Origin of the sequence: Exiguobacterium sp. s132, from assembly GCF_018617235.1 — a bacterium.
Lineage (GTDB): Bacteria > Bacillota > Bacilli > Exiguobacteriales > Exiguobacteriaceae > Exiguobacterium > Exiguobacterium profundum.
Map to the genome: position 1 here is coordinate 976,504 of NZ_JACSJU010000001.1, position 15,150 is coordinate 991,653.

Sequence of the window (15,150 nt, forward strand, 5' to 3'; positions counted from 1 at the left end):
ATTATTTCGCTTCACAACGATGATTTGATGGACCAAATGAAAAAGAAGTCACAATTGTGACTTCTTTTATGTCAGGCATACGAATGCAGACCGGCAATGACCAGGTTGACGAAGACGAGGTTGAACATGATGATGGCAAATCCACCGACACATAACCAGGCCGCTTTCGTTCCTGTCCAGCCACGCTGAATGCGCATATGCAAGTAGTAAATATAGATCAGCATCGTGATGAGGGCCCAAACTTCTTTCGGGTCCCATCCCCAGAAACGGTTCCAGGCAATCTGTGCCCAAATCATCGCAAAGATCAGACCACCAAGGATAAAGACCGGTAATCCAATCGCGACCGAGCGATAGCTGATTTCATCAGCAAGGTCGAGATCGACTTTTTTTGCAAGGGGTTGGAGCGCTTCAGCGACGCGTTTACGCAAGATGACAAAGCGGAGCAACACATAGATTACAATTCCGCCGATGACCGACCAGATGAGCGTGTTCAACTTGAGTGTATTGATCCAGTTCGGGAGCTCGAGTGACAAGCCACTCGCGCCAGACACGAGTTGTGCCCCTTCTGGGACGAACAAGATCGGCATGAAATATTCATACGTCTCCGCTTGACCGCGGTCGTTCGTGAACTCGACGACACCTCCGGCACCAATCCCCTTGAATAACATCGAGACGATGATGAAGCCGAGCGTGCACATGAGGACAAACATCGTCACTTCGAGCCACGTCCGTGACTTAGACTGTTCTTTCATCGATGTTTCGTTCAATAAGAAAATGAGTCCCGATGCAAAACTAATGGCCAAAATCCCTTGTCCGAGCGCAGCCGTCGTAACGTGAATTTTCAGCCATACACTGTTGAGTGCCGGGATGAGCGGTGCGACCTCACTCGAGAACATTGAAGCGAAGGCGATGACGAGTAACGCCACCGGCATCGCGAACAAGCCGAGTACATCATTTTTATAAATTCCATATACGACGAGGAACCCAAGTACCATCATCATACCGAAGAACGTCGTATATTCGTACAAGTTTGATACCGGCGCATAGCCGACACCTGCCCAGCGCATAAAGAAATATGTCATTTGAGCGACAAAGCCGATGATTGCCAAGATAAAGGCGTATTTCCCATAGGCAACACGGTTGACGTTTCGATCTTTACGCATACCACTGACGGCAATCGTAAAGAGAACCGTCGAGATTGCGTACAGGAAGAACGCGATAAACAGCATTCGGCTGCTCCATTCAATCCATTCCATCAAGATTCCCCTCTTTCATCTGTTGACTCGTTCTCCGACTTCTCTGTGAATCTCGCCTGGTCTTCCCACATCGGTAAGCCAGTTTGTTCTAATAGCGGCGACACTTCACGACGGAGCGAGGACGGGTTTTTATTCGTAAAACCGGCTACAAGCACGCCCTCTTCATGACGACGGATCCAAACGCGACGGTGTGGCCAGTACATGCCCATCGCAATACCGATCATAAAGATCGTGGCACCGACGATCAAAATCGGATAGGTGGAGTCACTCTTCACACGTAAACCACTCGTGCTCGCCATCTCTGTACCTGCAAACTGGACATCGTAGCGGTTCTCTTCATCAGCGACATTCAGACGAATGCCGATTAAATTCGACTCCGTTTCTCCTTCAGGTGATTCAACGTTGAAGAAGAAGGCAGGATTCAGTGCACGTGGTGATTTCGTATTCGGTTGTCCATCTTTCACTTCAAAGTCTGGATACAAATCTTTCAACGTGACGGTGACCCCATCGAGCTCATAAGACTTTTCCGGATTCTCCAAATCAACTTTGAACGGACCATATTCGTCGCCGGTTTCTTTATCTGCCAACATGAACGACATCGATAAGAACTCTGGACGACTTGAATATTGTTCCTGATACACTTCAAATTTATCGAACTTAAACGGGTGGTTGACTTTCGTCGAACCGACATCGACTTGCTCGAGTTGCGGCGATCCGTCCTCGTTCGTTCCCGTCTTTTTGAATAACGTCAACTCTGTCTCATAATTTTTAGGAACGGCTCCTGCTTTTTCAATGGCGGCCGCGAACTTCGCGTCCTCTTCATTGTTCTCAGGGTCGTACATTTCAAGAATGAACTGGTCGTTCCGTAAGTAGTACTCGCCGTCAGTCGCCTCTAGCGACACCGTGTCGCCTTCACGCACCCATTCGAGCGTATCCGTATGGAATGCAGGGAACACTCGCAGCATCGCCCCTAGGAAGAAGATGACAAGTCCGAGGTGGTTGACGTACGGACCCCAACGACCAAACCGGTGTTTCTCTGCTAACAGAGCATCGCCGTCCCGTTTGACGGTATATCGTTTCTTTTTAAGTGCGACTGCGATCTCATCAATTTGAGCCTCCGTCCCATCACCTTGTCCGAAGAGACGTTGCCCCTTCATAAAACGTTCTGTCCGTCTGACCGGTTGTTTTTTAAGCGCCTTATAGAGCGGAACCCCACGGTCAATCGACACGACGACGAGTGAGAGCGTCAACATGACAATCAGACCGATGTACCACCACGATGTGTATAGGTTATGGAATCCGAGGGCGTAATAAATAGAACCCGGTGTTCCATACTCCTCCATATAATATTGTTCAGGCGGTAATTGTTGTGGGATGTACATCTCTTGAGGAAAGATTGTTCCGATTGCCGAACCGACAATAATCAATGCAATTAACCACAACCCCACTTTGACCGATGCAAAGAAGTTCCACACACGGTCAATGATCGATTTCGGACGACGCTTCGACCGTAAATCAGCGCCTTCGTATTTCATATCTAGCATCTGTGCGTCCCCCGTTCGCTTACAATGACTTCTCGGCTAGCTCCATCAATTTCTCTTTCGTGAGTTCACCTTCATACTTTTCAATTACGTTCCCTTCACCATCGATGACGAATGTGACGGGTAGGTTATAAATGCCATACGCTCCTTCGACTTCGCTCTGGGTATCCATCAAAATCGGATAGTCGAGCCCGACACCAAGGTCGTTGATGAAATTATCGACACGAAGCGGTGTCTCTCCGACGTTCACGGCCCAAAAATCGACACCCATGTCTTGAAGTGTCGCATAGTTTTCTTGTACGACCGGCATCTCTTTCTTACACGGTTCACAGAACGTACCCCAGAAATTCAAGAGCATCCCTTTCCCTTCGTAGTTATCTCGCTCATACAAGGTCGAACCGTCGAGTGTGACGAGCTTGAAGTTCGGTGCCTCGTCGCCCGCCTCGATGCGTCCATCGTTACCCGCTTGGTCGAATGTTTGCATAATCGTAACCGCTCCCGCGAAGAGAACGACCGTCATGATCATCATCCGCCAAAATGACCTCTTTTTCTTTTTTGCGACCGCTTGTTCCATCCGGTCGTCTTTTTGTTGATCTTTTGTCATCGTTTTCACACCATCCTTCAGTTGCTATTGTACTGAAAAAACATTAAAAACGCACATTAACAGACTTTTTTCATTTTTTTGTCACACAATCTACACAATCAAAAAAATCATCCTATTTCAGGACGATTTTTTGTTGTTATTTTTTCTTCTTTTTGCCTCGTGGTTTCGGTGGAACGGTAGGGTTCGCAAGTTCCCGAAGCTTACTGATTTCTTTGTGTGAAAGTTCACGCCAGTCGCCCGTGTTCAGACCGTCGAGCGTCAAGAAACCGAACTGTTCACGCTTCAGTTTGATGACCTCTGAACCAATGGCTTCCACCATCCGACGGATTTGACGATTGTGACCTTCCGAGATGACGATTTCGAGGATGGCTGTGTTCTTCTTCTGGTCTACAGACTTCATCTTCACTTTCGCACTTCCCGTTTTGAATCCGTCATCGAGTTCGACACCAGACTCAAGCTGTTTGATGGCCAAGTAAGATGGGATGTTCTTCACTTTTGCCACATAACGCTTTTGAATTTTATATTTCGGGTGTGTCATCATGTTCGAGAACTCGCCATCGTTCGTCAAGATGATGAGACCCGTCGTGTTGTAGTCAAGACGACCGACCGGGAATACACGTGCTCCTGGTGGGACGAGGTCTGTGATGACTTTACGTCCTTTGTCGTCATCGACCGTCGATACGTAGCCACTCGGTTTATAAAGCAAATAGTAGACATGTTCTTCTTGTTCGATTTTGACGCCATCGACTTCAATCTCTGACTTCGGTCCAACTTTCGTCCCGAGTTCACGGACGACTTTTCCGTTCACGCGGACGCGACCATCCAAAATCATTTCTTCCGCTTTCCGACGCGAGGCGACCCCCGCTTGTGCGATTACTTTTTGCAAACGTTCCATATGATTAATCCTTCTCCAATCTCTCTTCTTGCTTCGGTGATTCCTGACCGAAGAACAAATCGCCTTCGTCTGTCAGTTCATCCTCAAATGTTAATGGTGGCAATTCTTCGAGCGAGTTGAACCCGAAATGGTCGAGGAAGTGCTCTGTCGTACGATACAGCTTGGCACGACCAATCGTCTTCGCACGACCAGCCGATTCGATCAATCCTTTCGATAACAACGTATGGATGACCCGTTCGACTTTGACCCCGCGAATCTCTTCGATATCCGCTCGTGTGACCGGCTGTTTGTAGGCGATGATAACAAGCGTCTCCATCGCTGCACGTGAGAGCGCCTGCTCAGCCATCGTCCCGACATATTTTTGAATGTACGGAGAGACGTCCGGAACGGTCACGAGCTTGTAGACACCTGCCGATTCCATGAGCTGAAACGGCCGATTCGATGATTTGAACGATGTCTCTAGCTTACTGAGCTGTTCTCGTGCCGCAGCTTCTGAGATATCGAGCGTCTCGGCGAGCGCGCGTACTTCCATCCCTTCATCACCGACGACGAACAGCAATCCTTCAATAATCGTCTCATAAGACAGCAACCGCTTCATCCCCTTTCTTTGATGGTTCAATGAATGAGATTTGAATATCTTGGTCGAGTTGTTTTGTTACGACGACCCGTAGCTTGATCAGCTCAAGAAGCGCCATAAACGTTACCACGAGATCCGAGACGTTCGGTTGCTCAACAAAAAAGGCGAAAAACGACGTTTGTCTCGTCGACGATACGTGTTCATGAAGACGCGTCATCTGCTCTTCAAGCGTACGCTCTTCCCGCTTGATCGTCTTTTTGCGTCGTTCTTTCCAACGTTTCCGTTCAATCATCTTCGAATAGGCGTGGAGAAGATCCGAGAAGTTGAGTGGTCCGTCATACTTAGACACCTCTTCAGACATATAAGTCGTCAAATCTTCACCCGGTCGCGTATACAATTCAAGCCGGTGTTCTTCTTGTTCACGCATGAAGACGACCGCTTCTTTATATGCTTTGTATTCAATCAATTGACGAATGAGACCTTCACGCGTCGGTTCCTCACTGAAGTCTGGAACCTCTTCATCCTCGACCGAAACTGGCGGTAACAATTGTTTGCTCTTCAATTGGAGCAACGTCGCCGCCATGACCAAGTATTCACTGGCCACATCGAGTTCAAATTTTTGCATCGTGCGAATATAGCCGACATACTGGTCAGTGACTTCTGCCACGGAAATGTCGACGATATCAATCTCCATTTTTCCAATCAAATGGAGCAACAGGTCGAGTGGACCTTCGAACGTATCAATTTTAACGTTATAGGCTTCCATAGAGACACCTGCCATTTTACATTTTTGCGCTTTAGTATAACATGTTTTATAACACCGTGGACACGAAAGGAGAAAATTGATTCATGACCCCTTTTATTCATTATACGTTGCTTTTTGAATGTCATGCCGATTATTTCGAATGTCATGAGGTATTAGAAGAGGCGTGGCAGGCAGACGGACGCCGTCACCACGGCTATGCAGCGCTCATCCAATATGCTGTCATCCACTATCACCTCCGGCGCGACAATTTGGTCGGTGCAAAAAAGAGCTTGCGACTCTTACGTCGAAAGATTGACATCGCTTCTCCCTATTTGAATAAACTCGGTCTAGATGTCGACTCCTTCATCGCACAACTCGAGGAATGGCCGCTTCGCGCGACGCTTCCATTGCAATCAGATGTCCGTGAGACGGTCGAATCCCTAAAATCGACGTTTCCATCGACGGACCTGGCGTTCGAGGAACTCGTTCATAAACATCTACACCGTGACCGGAGCGAAGTGATTATGGAACGGAAATCTGCCCTTCTCGAACGTCAACGAGCGAGGAATTCCGCTAGCCATTCCTGAACCACATGCAAAACCCCCGCAGTCACAGGGTCGTGATTGCAGGGGTTTTTATCGTCAGACGACTAATTGATTCCATTTATCCAATAAATCGCCCGTCTTGCCTGTACCGGTTAGCGTCAAATCAAGTGGAAGGACGTTTCTTACCTCGTCTAGAAGCTCGTAAGAACGTTTCTCGCCACGGAATGATGGCGACAAGGCGATATGGTCGATGACCATTGTCGTTTCTTGTTGCTCCATACCAATGATACCAACGAAGTCTTCACCGACTTTCCACAAATAGAGGAACTTCGACTCCTCCTCGTCATACGATCGGACGAGTTCAAGCAAGCTTAGCGGAGATTTGTCACTGCATGAGAATGCGAGTAGACCCATCGCCGTCTTTTCATAAGAACGTTTATATTTGACCAGCATTGCTGGGTTCACCACCTTTTGTCATTCAAGTTTCACGACGTGAACACGTGAGAGACATGGTTCATTGTGCCATACCCTTCAGGCAAAAATCAATTCTCGTCCCAAACCTTCACTTCTGCCATCTTCGTACCTTGACGAAGTTTGACGGCATGCTCAAGACCAGATGTCACTTTACCGAATACCGTATGGACACCATCCAAATGCGGTTGTGGCTCATGGACGATGAAGAACTGTGAAGACCCTGTGTCACGACCTGCGTGGGCCATTGAGAGTGAACCCGCTTCGTGTTTGTGTGGGAACGATGTCGATGTCTCACAAGGAATCGTATAGCCTGCGCCACCCATTCCAGTTCCTTGTGGGCAACCACCTTGGCTGACGAAACCAGGGATGACACGGTGGAACGTCAATCCGTTGTAAAACCCGCTGTTCGCAAGTTTTTCGAAGTTTTCGACCGTGATTGGTGCTTCACCGTGGAATAAATCAAATTCAATCATTTCGCCATTTTCAAGTTTCATAGAACCTTTTTTCATGTTTCAAGCAACCCCTTTTTCATAATATGTATCCTGCTGTTTGACACTCACATTACCCATCTTATCAAAAAAACACGTCTGTCTCCACTTTTTTGTGGAAACAGACGTTCTGCCTTATTGAATCACCGCGTGAACGAGTGGACGGGCCTCTGGTTTCGTTGCACCGATCGTATACGCATGGTCTAAACGCTCGATGGCTGAAGACATGTCTTCGATGTTCGAACGGAGTACCGCGATCACATCGCCTACCTCGACACGGTCGCCGACTTTTTTCTCAAGCGTGATGCCTGCCGCAAAGTCGATTTTGTCTTCTTTTGTCGCGCGTCCTGCACCGAGAAGCATCGCCGCAACACCTACTTCGTCTGCGATGATCGACTCGACATAACCTGCTTCTTTTGCGACGAATGTCGTCTCATATGAAGCTTGTGGTAATTTCGTCACATCATCGACGAGTGATGCGTCGCCACCTTGTGCTTCGACGAACTTGCGGAACACCTCGAGGGCGTGTCCATCTGCAATGCGCTTCTCAAGGTCGGCATATGCTTCTTCAAACGTTGGATAGAATTCACCGAGGACAGCCATATGTCCAGCGATCGTGAGAGCGATTGTTTTCAAATCTTCGACTTCTTTACCTGAGAGGACTTCAATCGCTTCTTTCACTTCGTTCGCGTTCCCGATTTCAAAGCCGAGCGGTTGGTCCATGTCTGTGATGACCGCGACCGTCTTACGTCCGACGTTTTTCCCGATTGCGACCATTTCTTCCGCGAGGGCTTTCGCATCATCAAACGATTTCATGAACGCGCCAGAACCTGTCTTGACGTCAAGAACGATACTGTCCGCGCCTGCTGCAATCTTCTTCGACATGATTGAACTTGCGATGAGCGGGATCGATTCGACCGTAGCCGTAACGTCGCGGAGCGCATACAAGCGCTTATCGGCAGGCGTCAAGTTCCCTGTCTGACCGATGATCGACATTTTGATATCATTTACTTGTTTCGTGAATTGTTCTTCCGTCAATTCAACGTTGAACCCCGGGAATGATTCGAGCTTATCAATCGTACCACCCGTGTGACCGAGACCACGACCGCTCATCTTCGCAACGGGGATGCCGATTGAAGCAACGAGTGGTGCCACGATCAAGCTGATTTTGTCCCCGACGCCGCCCGTCGAGTGCTTGTCAACTTTTTTCCCTTCGATGTTGGAAAGGTCAATCGTATCACCAGACTTCACCATTTCCATTGTCAATGCAGCCGTCTCGTTTTCAGTCATCCCATTGAAGTAGATGGCCATCGATAAGGCTGACATCTGATAGTCAGGGATTGATTCGTTCGTGAAACCTTCGACAACGAAGCGAATCTCCTCTTCGTTCAATTCTCCACCGTTACGTTTCTTTAAAATCAAATCGACCATACGCATAACTGTCGTCCTCCTAAAATTAAGTTACTTACATGCTTTTAATCGTGCCACGTACGAGAGAGAGGAAGTCTTGACGAACGCGCTCTGTCGTTTCGATGACTTCTTCATGGTTGAGTGGTTGATCTAAGATGCCTGCTGCCATGTTCGAGACACACGAGATCCCGAGGACACGCATATCCGAATGACGCGCGACAATGACTTCTGGAACGGTCGACATACCGACGACGTCGCCACCGAGAAGACGGGCCATTTTGACTTCAGCTGGTGTTTCGTACGTAGGACCTGTGTTACCGAAGTAAACCCCTTTTTGTACAGAAAGTCCAAGGTCTGAAGCGACACGTTCTGTCAATTTCACGAGCTCTTTATCGTACGCTTCTGACATGTCAGGGAAACGTGTCCCGAATTCACTCGCGTTCTTCCCGATGAGCGGGCTCGTACCAAAGAAGTTAATATGATCTGTGATGATCATCAAGTCGCCTGGGTTGAATGACTCGTTACACGCTCCTGCCGCGTTTGTGACGATGAGAGTCTCGACACCGATCAATTTGAGGACACGAACCGGGAACGTCACTTGTTCCATCGAGTATCCTTCATAGAAGTGGAACCGTCCTTGCATGGCGACGACTCGTTTTCCTTCAAGTTCACCGAACACGAGTTGACCCGCATGTCCTTCGACAGTCGATACCGGGAAGTGTGGAATCTCCTCATAAGGAATCGCTACCGGGTTCTCAATCTCGTCCGCGAGGACTCCAAGTCCCGACCCTAGAATGAGTCCGATTTCTGGTGTACTGCCCATACGCTCCTGCAAAAACGCTTTTGTTTCGTTCCAATTTACCATGAATATTGCCTCCTCAAATTTCGTTTAAGAAACTCTTTCCGTTTGATGGTGCCGCAACGTTAAAGTTGTCAGCGACGGTCGCACCGATATCTGCGAACGTACCACGAATGCCTAAATCAACCGCCTTCGCTCCGTTGTGATGAACGATGAGCGGAACGTATTCACGCGTGTGATCTGTACCGGCATGAACAGGGTCATTTCCGTGGTCAGCCGTGATGATGAGCAAGTCATCTTCACGAAGGCGCTCCATCACTTCCGGTAAGCGAGCGTCATACTCTTCAAGCGCGACCGCATAGCCTTCCGGGTCACGACGATGACCGAATAATGCGTCGAAGTCAACTAAATTCAAGAAGCAGAGCCCTTCGAAGTCTTCCTCGAGCGACTCGACCAATTTGTCCATGCCATCCATGTTCGATTTCGTGCGGACCGCTTTTGTCACACCTTCACCATCGTAAATATCGCTGATTTTCCCTAATGCGATGACGTCTTTCCCAGCTTCCTCAAGCGTGTTCATGACGGTCTTGCCGAATGGTTTCAAGGCGTAATCGTGACGGTTTGCCGTACGGACCCATGCTCCTGGTGTCCCGATGAACGGGCGAGCGATGATTCGTCCGAGCATGTATGGATCTTCACGTGTGATTTCACGAGCGTATTCGCAGATTCGGTACAACTCATCAACCGGCACGATGTCCTCGTGTGCTGCGATTTGAAGGACTGAGTCGGCTGATGTATAGACAATCAGAGCGCCAGTCTCGACATGCTCTTCACCGAGTTCGTCCAAAATTTCTGTTCCTGACGCCGGTTTGTTCCCGATGATTTTACGTCCGCTGAACTCTTCGAGGCGGTGAATCAAGTCATCAGGGAACTCCTCGAATACTCGGAATGGTGTATCGATATGAAGACCCATGATTTCCCAATGTCCTGTCATCGTATCCTTACCAGCTGAGATTTCTTCCATGCGACCATACGCACTCGGTGCATCCGATGCATCGATGCCTTGAATCGGCTTGATGTTCGAAAGTCCAAGTTTACCCATGTTCGGCATGTTCAATCCGTTATGTTCACGCGCGATATGCCCGAGCGTGTCGGCCCCTTTGTCACCGAACTGTTCAGCATCTGGTGCTTCACCGATACCGACCGAGTCCATGACGACTAAGAAAATACGTTTAAACTTCTTCACAAAAAATTCCTCCTTTTCGGTGTCTAGGCACGAGGGTGATGCTTACGATACACATCATGCAATCGTGATTTGTTGACGTGTGTATACACTTGCGTCGTCGCTAAATCCGCATGACCGAGCATCTGTTGAATGGCGCGTAAATCCGCACCGTTCTCGAGAAGGTGTGTCGCAAAAGAATGACGGAGTACGTGCGGTGTGATTTCTTTGTCAATTCCAGCAAGTTTGGCTCGTCGTTTGATCATCTTCCAAAATCCTTGGCGACTGAGCCGTCCTCCTCTGCCGTTTAAAAAGAGCGCTTCGGTCTCTCTGCCGCCAAGTCCGTTACGAGCTTGTTGGATGTAACGCTCGACAAAACTTTGGGCAACCGAGGATACCGGAATGATTCTTGCGCGCTCGCCTTTCCCTTCACATTGTAGATACCCCAATTCGAACTGCAAATCATCCAAATCCAAACCTAAAAGTTCACTGACCCGCATCCCTGTCCCGTAAAGCAATTCAAGCATGGCTCGGTCTCGTAACGAGAGCGGGTCCGACGTCGGGACGCTGTCCAACAGACGTTCAACTTCCGCTTGTGACCATGTATCCGGAAGTTGCTTTTCTGCTTTTGGAGATTCTAGGTAAAGAGACGGATCGGTCGTCGTGACTCCGGTCATTTTGAGATGATGATGAAACATCCGGATCGAACTGACAGCTCGTCTTAATGAGGACGAGGCACGCCCCGCCTGTGACAGTTCTTCGATATGTTTGACGATATGCGAACGTGTCACTTCATTCCACTCTTCTACCCCAAGTTGGGTCAAGGTCGATGCGTACTGCGTCAAATCGCTCGCATACGCCTGTCTCGTATTCGCGGACATCCGCTTTTCAACTGTCATGTATTGAAGAAATGACTCGATATGCGAACGCATCATACCCTCCTCCTTCCTTGTTTCACCTGAATACGCTTACAGCATATCACTTATGTAAACTGTTGTGAAGATGTCTGACCTCATTTTTTATTCACTTTTTTGTGAACGTTTACGTGATAAAAATACATCTCAGAATTCTTATTTTTCTGGCATCTTCAAATGAGAAACGTTATACTACAAATAACTTATTAAAGTATTTTAAAAAGTGGATAGGAGTTGAATCGTGATGAAAGATCCACAACATGAATTACTAGTCGACATCCGAAAGCAAATTGCCCTACACAACGTTTCGACAATTTCCGAGTTGAGTAAGGCCACACACGTTTCATTCCCTACCGTTAAGAAGATGATTGATGACATGATTGAACACGGTGAAGTCATCGAACACGGTCAACTTGCCCCAAAAGGAGGAAGACCCGCAAAAAGTTATAAATACAATCCAACATTCCGATGTTGCCTGACCCTATATATCGAAGCGAGCGAGATTCACTATCGCTTGATTGACTGTAAAACTCAGAATGTTGAAGAAGGTGTAACTTTAGTCTCAGGCACGCATTTAGAGACGTTAGGCAAACTCGTCGATACATTCGATGAGCACACAATAAAAATCGGTGCCATCTCTGTCGGCGTCGCCGCTGCAGTCGATACGGGTCGAATTGTTTTCGCCCCAGAATATCCATCACTGGCGCATTTAGATTTGAAGAACTGGTTGATGGAACGAACTGGACTTCCGGTCGTCATTGAAAATGATATGAATGCCGCCGTCTATGGATTTTCCATACGAGATGAGACCACAACACATCAGTCCATCGTCTATCTCGGCCTCGGAAAGAATGGTCCAGGTGCTGGTATCTTGCTCGATGGACATGTCGCTCGCGGACAATCCGGGTTTAGTGGTGAAGTTTCATTTCTTCCGCTTTATGATGATGCAACTTTCTTTGACCGCATAAAAAACAAGCCTTATGGACCACATGTTCTGAAAAAAGAAGAAATCGATGCATTAGGACGGCTCGTCGCTACATTTGCTGCGACACTAAACCCACACACATTCATCTTTTCAGACGTCGACCTCATTACTGACGATCTGTCTCACATCGACCGCGCATGCGAACGATATCTTCCCTCTCGTCACCTTCCTCGTCTACGGATTGGGGAATGGGAAGAGGATTACTTTTCCGGACTGGCTCGCCTCGGCATTGAATTGATGCTCGAAACGATTCCGCGAGGTGACGTATGACGATTGTTTTGTTGGCCGTGATCTATCTCGCATTTATCAGCCTTGGTCTTCCGGATGCCCTCATCGGTGTCGGGTGGCCACTTATGCATCAAGAATTCTCCGCACCCGTATCGATGGTCGGATGGATTTTTATGACGATTGCTGGTGGAACGATTCTTTCGAGTCTACTGAGCGGTAAACTATTGAAACATTTTGACACGAAACAAGTCACGTTCGGTTCGACATTACTCACAGCGCTCTGTCTGTTCGGATTCTACTATGCTCCTTCAATCGGTTGGCTATTCGTATTCGCCATCCCGCTCGGTCTAGGCGCCGGTGCCGTCGATGCCGCTCTGAATCATTACGTTGCCGAACATTACGAAGCACATCATATGAACTGGCTACACTGCTTTTGGGGAATCGGCGCGACCGGGGGACCACTCGTCATGGCGGGTGTATTAACAGAGGATGGATGGCGTGACGGCTATTTGATTATCGCCGCCGTTCAGTTCAGTTTAGCTCTCGTATTGTGGTTGTCTTTCCCACTTTGGAAACAGAAAGAGGATTCCACTGCACATCCTCAAGAAACAGCCGTCACGACACTCGATCGCAAGCTACCGACCGGAGTGTCCTATGCATTGGCCACATTTCTACTTTACTGCGGGGTCGAAGCGTTGATTGGGTTATGGACGAGCAGTTATCTTGTGCAGATGAAACAGTTTTCCATTGCGACGGCTGCGGCATGGGTGTCCATCTACTACGGTAGTATCACAATTGGACGGTTTGTGAGCGGATTCCTCTCGTTCCGTTTCACGAACAAACAGATGATTCGGATGGGACAAATACTCGCCCTTGTCGGAAGCATCCTCTTCTTCATCCCAATCTCCGCGACGATGCTCGTCGGCTTGATGCTGATTGGCTTCGGATTGGCTCCGATTTATCCAAGTATGCTTCACGATACGCCGAATCGGTTTGGCTCGGCACAATCGAAACGTTTGATGGGGTTTCAAATGGCATTCGCCTACTCAGGGAGTACGTTTCTCCCCCCGTTATTCGGATTAATCGTGTCTATGACTTCACTCCGTTTTTTACCGTTTGTGATCATCCTAATCATGACCGGGATGCTCTTCAATACAGAACGGTTGAATCAAATGATTAGACGAACATCAGAGGAGGATTCTATATGAGAATTGAACATGTCGCCCTTTGGGTAAACGATATCGAAAACATGCGCAGGTTTTACGAAGTCTATTTTGATGCACAGTCAAATGATAAATATGAAAACGAGAAGAAACAGTTTGAATCGTACTTTTTAACGTTTCGAGGTTCACGTTGCCGACTCGAACTGATGAGACGACCTCACCTTAAAGAACATCCGAAAGAATCGGCCGGGTATGCACATCTCGCCTTTTCACTAGGAAGTAAACACGCGGTAGATGCCTTGACGGAACGCTTTCAACTTGATGGATACACACACGTTGACGGTCCACGGACGACCGGTGATGGTTATTACGAAAGCGTCATCCTTGATCCGGAAGGCAACATCATCGAATTGACAATCTAAACAGAAGGAGACAACACACATGATCCAGGCAATTTTACTTGATTTAGACGGAACGCTGTTAAATGACGAGAAAATCATCACGGAACAGACGAAGCGCACGCTACTTGCATTGCAAGAGCAAGGTGTCAAAGTGGTGCTTGCGTCAGGACGTCCAAAGCGAGGGATGATTCGCTATGCACAAGAGTTGAAATTGAACGAGTTCGGCGGGTTGATTGTCTCTTCTAATGGAGCATGTGTCACGGACGCTTCTACAGGCGACACGCTTTTTGAACAAGCAATGCAAATCGAGGATGTTCGCTCAATCTTAAAGCACTTAGAGCACTACGAGGTCATCCCAATGATTAACGATGATACGTATATGTATGTGCGCGACGTTTTCGAGGGACAACTTGAAGTGAATGGAAAATTGATTAACATCATCGAATATGAATCGAGAGGCGGTCAGTTCCAATTGCGAGAAGAACCGAACTTAATCGAGATTATCGACTTCCCCGTCCATAAGATTCTCGTTGCTGGCGAGCCTTCATACTTACGAGAGAATGCAACTGCATTAGCTGGCCCTTTCACAGGTCGGGTCACGAGTATGTTCACAGCGGCGATGTATTATGAATTCACCGATTTCGGCATTGATAAGGCGAAGGCGCTGCGTCACGTCTTCGAGGACTTGTGTATCAATCGTGACCGCGTCATCGCTTTCGGAGATGGTCATAACGACCGTTCAATCATTGAATACGCAGGAATTGGGATTGCCATGGGAAATGCCGTCGATGCATTGATCGACATTGCGAGTGAGGTCACGACATCAAACAACGACGATGGGATTTCGAAGATTCTTGAGCGATATATCACACATTGAAAAAGGACAGATGACCTGTTGGGGTC

17 protein-coding genes are annotated in these 15,150 nt (G+C 48.1%); 5 read left to right on the forward strand and 12 right to left on the reverse strand.

Features of this window, described 5'->3' with window-relative positions; all coding sequences use genetic code 11:
• Positions 1-71: 71 nt before the first annotated feature.
• From ccsB to KNO78_RS05005, 6 genes are all read right to left on the reverse strand, one after another.
• On the reverse strand, positions 72-1,256 hold the full coding sequence (gene ccsB / locus KNO78_RS04980) for a c-type cytochrome biogenesis protein CcsB (protein ID WP_031423441.1): 1,185 nt from the start codon (positions 1,254-1,256) through the stop codon (positions 72-74).
• The gene (gene resB, locus KNO78_RS04985; protein ID WP_159562414.1) at positions 1,256-2,800 is read right to left on the reverse strand and encodes a cytochrome c biogenesis protein ResB; all 1,545 of its coding nucleotides are present in this window, start codon (positions 2,798-2,800) and stop codon (positions 1,256-1,258) included. The genes ccsB and resB overlap by 1 nt, the downstream gene beginning before the upstream one ends.
• A gap of 19 nt (positions 2,801-2,819) precedes the next feature.
• On the reverse strand, positions 2,820-3,401 hold the full coding sequence (gene resA / locus KNO78_RS04990) for a thiol-disulfide oxidoreductase ResA (protein WP_047795228.1): 582 nt from the start codon (positions 3,399-3,401) through the stop codon (positions 2,820-2,822).
• Between the two features lie 136 nt (positions 3,402-3,537).
• Positions 3,538-4,296: a pseudouridine synthase gene (locus tag KNO78_RS04995; RefSeq protein ID WP_012726494.1), complete on the reverse strand. Its 759-nt coding sequence runs from the start codon at positions 4,294-4,296 to the stop codon at positions 3,538-3,540.
• A 4-nt stretch (positions 4,297-4,300) separates the two neighbouring features.
• Positions 4,301-4,894: an SMC-Scp complex subunit ScpB gene (scpB, locus tag KNO78_RS05000; protein WP_074036818.1), complete on the reverse strand. Its 594-nt coding sequence runs from the start codon at positions 4,892-4,894 to the stop codon at positions 4,301-4,303.
• Positions 4,872-5,639 (reverse strand): segregation/condensation protein A, encoded by a 768-nt coding sequence (locus KNO78_RS05005; RefSeq protein WP_031423432.1) that lies wholly within the window; start codon positions 5,637-5,639, stop codon positions 4,872-4,874. The genes scpB and KNO78_RS05005 overlap by 23 nt, the downstream gene beginning before the upstream one ends.
• 83 nt (positions 5,640-5,722) lie before the next feature.
• Between KNO78_RS05005 and KNO78_RS05010 the strand changes: the two genes are divergently transcribed.
• Positions 5,723-6,205 carry a DUF309 domain-containing protein gene (locus KNO78_RS05010; protein WP_214690803.1) on the forward strand — a complete coding sequence of 161 codons (483 nt, stop codon included), beginning with the start codon at positions 5,723-5,725 and terminating at the stop codon, positions 6,203-6,205.
• A gap of 54 nt (positions 6,206-6,259) precedes the next feature.
• On the opposite strand, the gene KNO78_RS05015 is transcribed toward KNO78_RS05010, so the two are convergent.
• The 6 genes from KNO78_RS05015 to xerD form a co-directional block, all read right to left on the reverse strand.
• Positions 6,260-6,616 (reverse strand): GCN5 family acetyltransferase, encoded by a 357-nt coding sequence (locus tag KNO78_RS05015; protein WP_074036814.1) that lies wholly within the window; start codon positions 6,614-6,616, stop codon positions 6,260-6,262.
• 89 nt (positions 6,617-6,705) lie between these two features.
• Positions 6,706-7,146, reverse strand: coding sequence for a peptidylprolyl isomerase (locus KNO78_RS05020; protein WP_074036812.1), 441 nt, complete (start codon positions 7,144-7,146; stop codon positions 6,706-6,708).
• Positions 7,147-7,260: 114 nt separating this feature from the next.
• Complete coding sequence (locus KNO78_RS05025) at positions 7,261-8,562, reverse strand: pyrimidine-nucleoside phosphorylase (RefSeq protein WP_074036810.1); 1,302 nt, start codon at positions 8,560-8,562, stop codon at positions 7,261-7,263.
• Between the two features lie 28 nt (positions 8,563-8,590).
• Positions 8,591-9,400, reverse strand: coding sequence for a purine-nucleoside phosphorylase (locus KNO78_RS05030; protein WP_012726501.1), 810 nt, complete (start codon positions 9,398-9,400; stop codon positions 8,591-8,593).
• A gap of 13 nt (positions 9,401-9,413) precedes the next feature.
• Complete coding sequence (gene deoB, locus KNO78_RS05035) at positions 9,414-10,580, reverse strand: phosphopentomutase (protein ID WP_196430830.1); 1,167 nt, start codon at positions 10,578-10,580, stop codon at positions 9,414-9,416.
• 23 nt (positions 10,581-10,603) lie between these two features.
• Positions 10,604-11,488: a site-specific tyrosine recombinase XerD gene (gene xerD, locus KNO78_RS05040; RefSeq protein WP_167365518.1), complete on the reverse strand. Its 885-nt coding sequence runs from the start codon at positions 11,486-11,488 to the stop codon at positions 10,604-10,606.
• A gap of 226 nt (positions 11,489-11,714) precedes the next feature.
• On the opposite strand from xerD, the gene KNO78_RS05045 reads away from it, so the two are divergent.
• The 4 genes from KNO78_RS05045 to KNO78_RS05060 are packed head-to-tail and all read left to right on the forward strand — an operon-like array spanning position 11,715 to position 15,124.
• On the forward strand, positions 11,715-12,725 hold the full coding sequence (locus KNO78_RS05045) for an ROK family protein (protein ID WP_214690802.1): 1,011 nt from the start codon (positions 11,715-11,717) through the stop codon (positions 12,723-12,725).
• The gene (locus tag KNO78_RS05050) at positions 12,722-13,891 is read left to right on the forward strand and encodes an MFS transporter (RefSeq protein ID WP_074036800.1); all 1,170 of its coding nucleotides are present in this window, start codon (positions 12,722-12,724) and stop codon (positions 13,889-13,891) included. The genes KNO78_RS05045 and KNO78_RS05050 overlap by 4 nt, the downstream gene beginning before the upstream one ends.
• Positions 13,888-14,268 carry a VOC family protein gene (locus KNO78_RS05055; RefSeq protein WP_074036798.1) on the forward strand — a complete coding sequence of 127 codons (381 nt, stop codon included), beginning with the start codon at positions 13,888-13,890 and terminating at the stop codon, positions 14,266-14,268. Before KNO78_RS05050 ends, KNO78_RS05055 begins: the two co-directional genes overlap by 4 nt.
• A gap of 19 nt (positions 14,269-14,287) precedes the next feature.
• On the forward strand, positions 14,288-15,124 hold the full coding sequence (locus KNO78_RS05060; protein WP_214690801.1) for a Cof-type HAD-IIB family hydrolase: 837 nt from the start codon (positions 14,288-14,290) through the stop codon (positions 15,122-15,124).
• Positions 15,125-15,150: the final 26 nt, after the last annotated feature.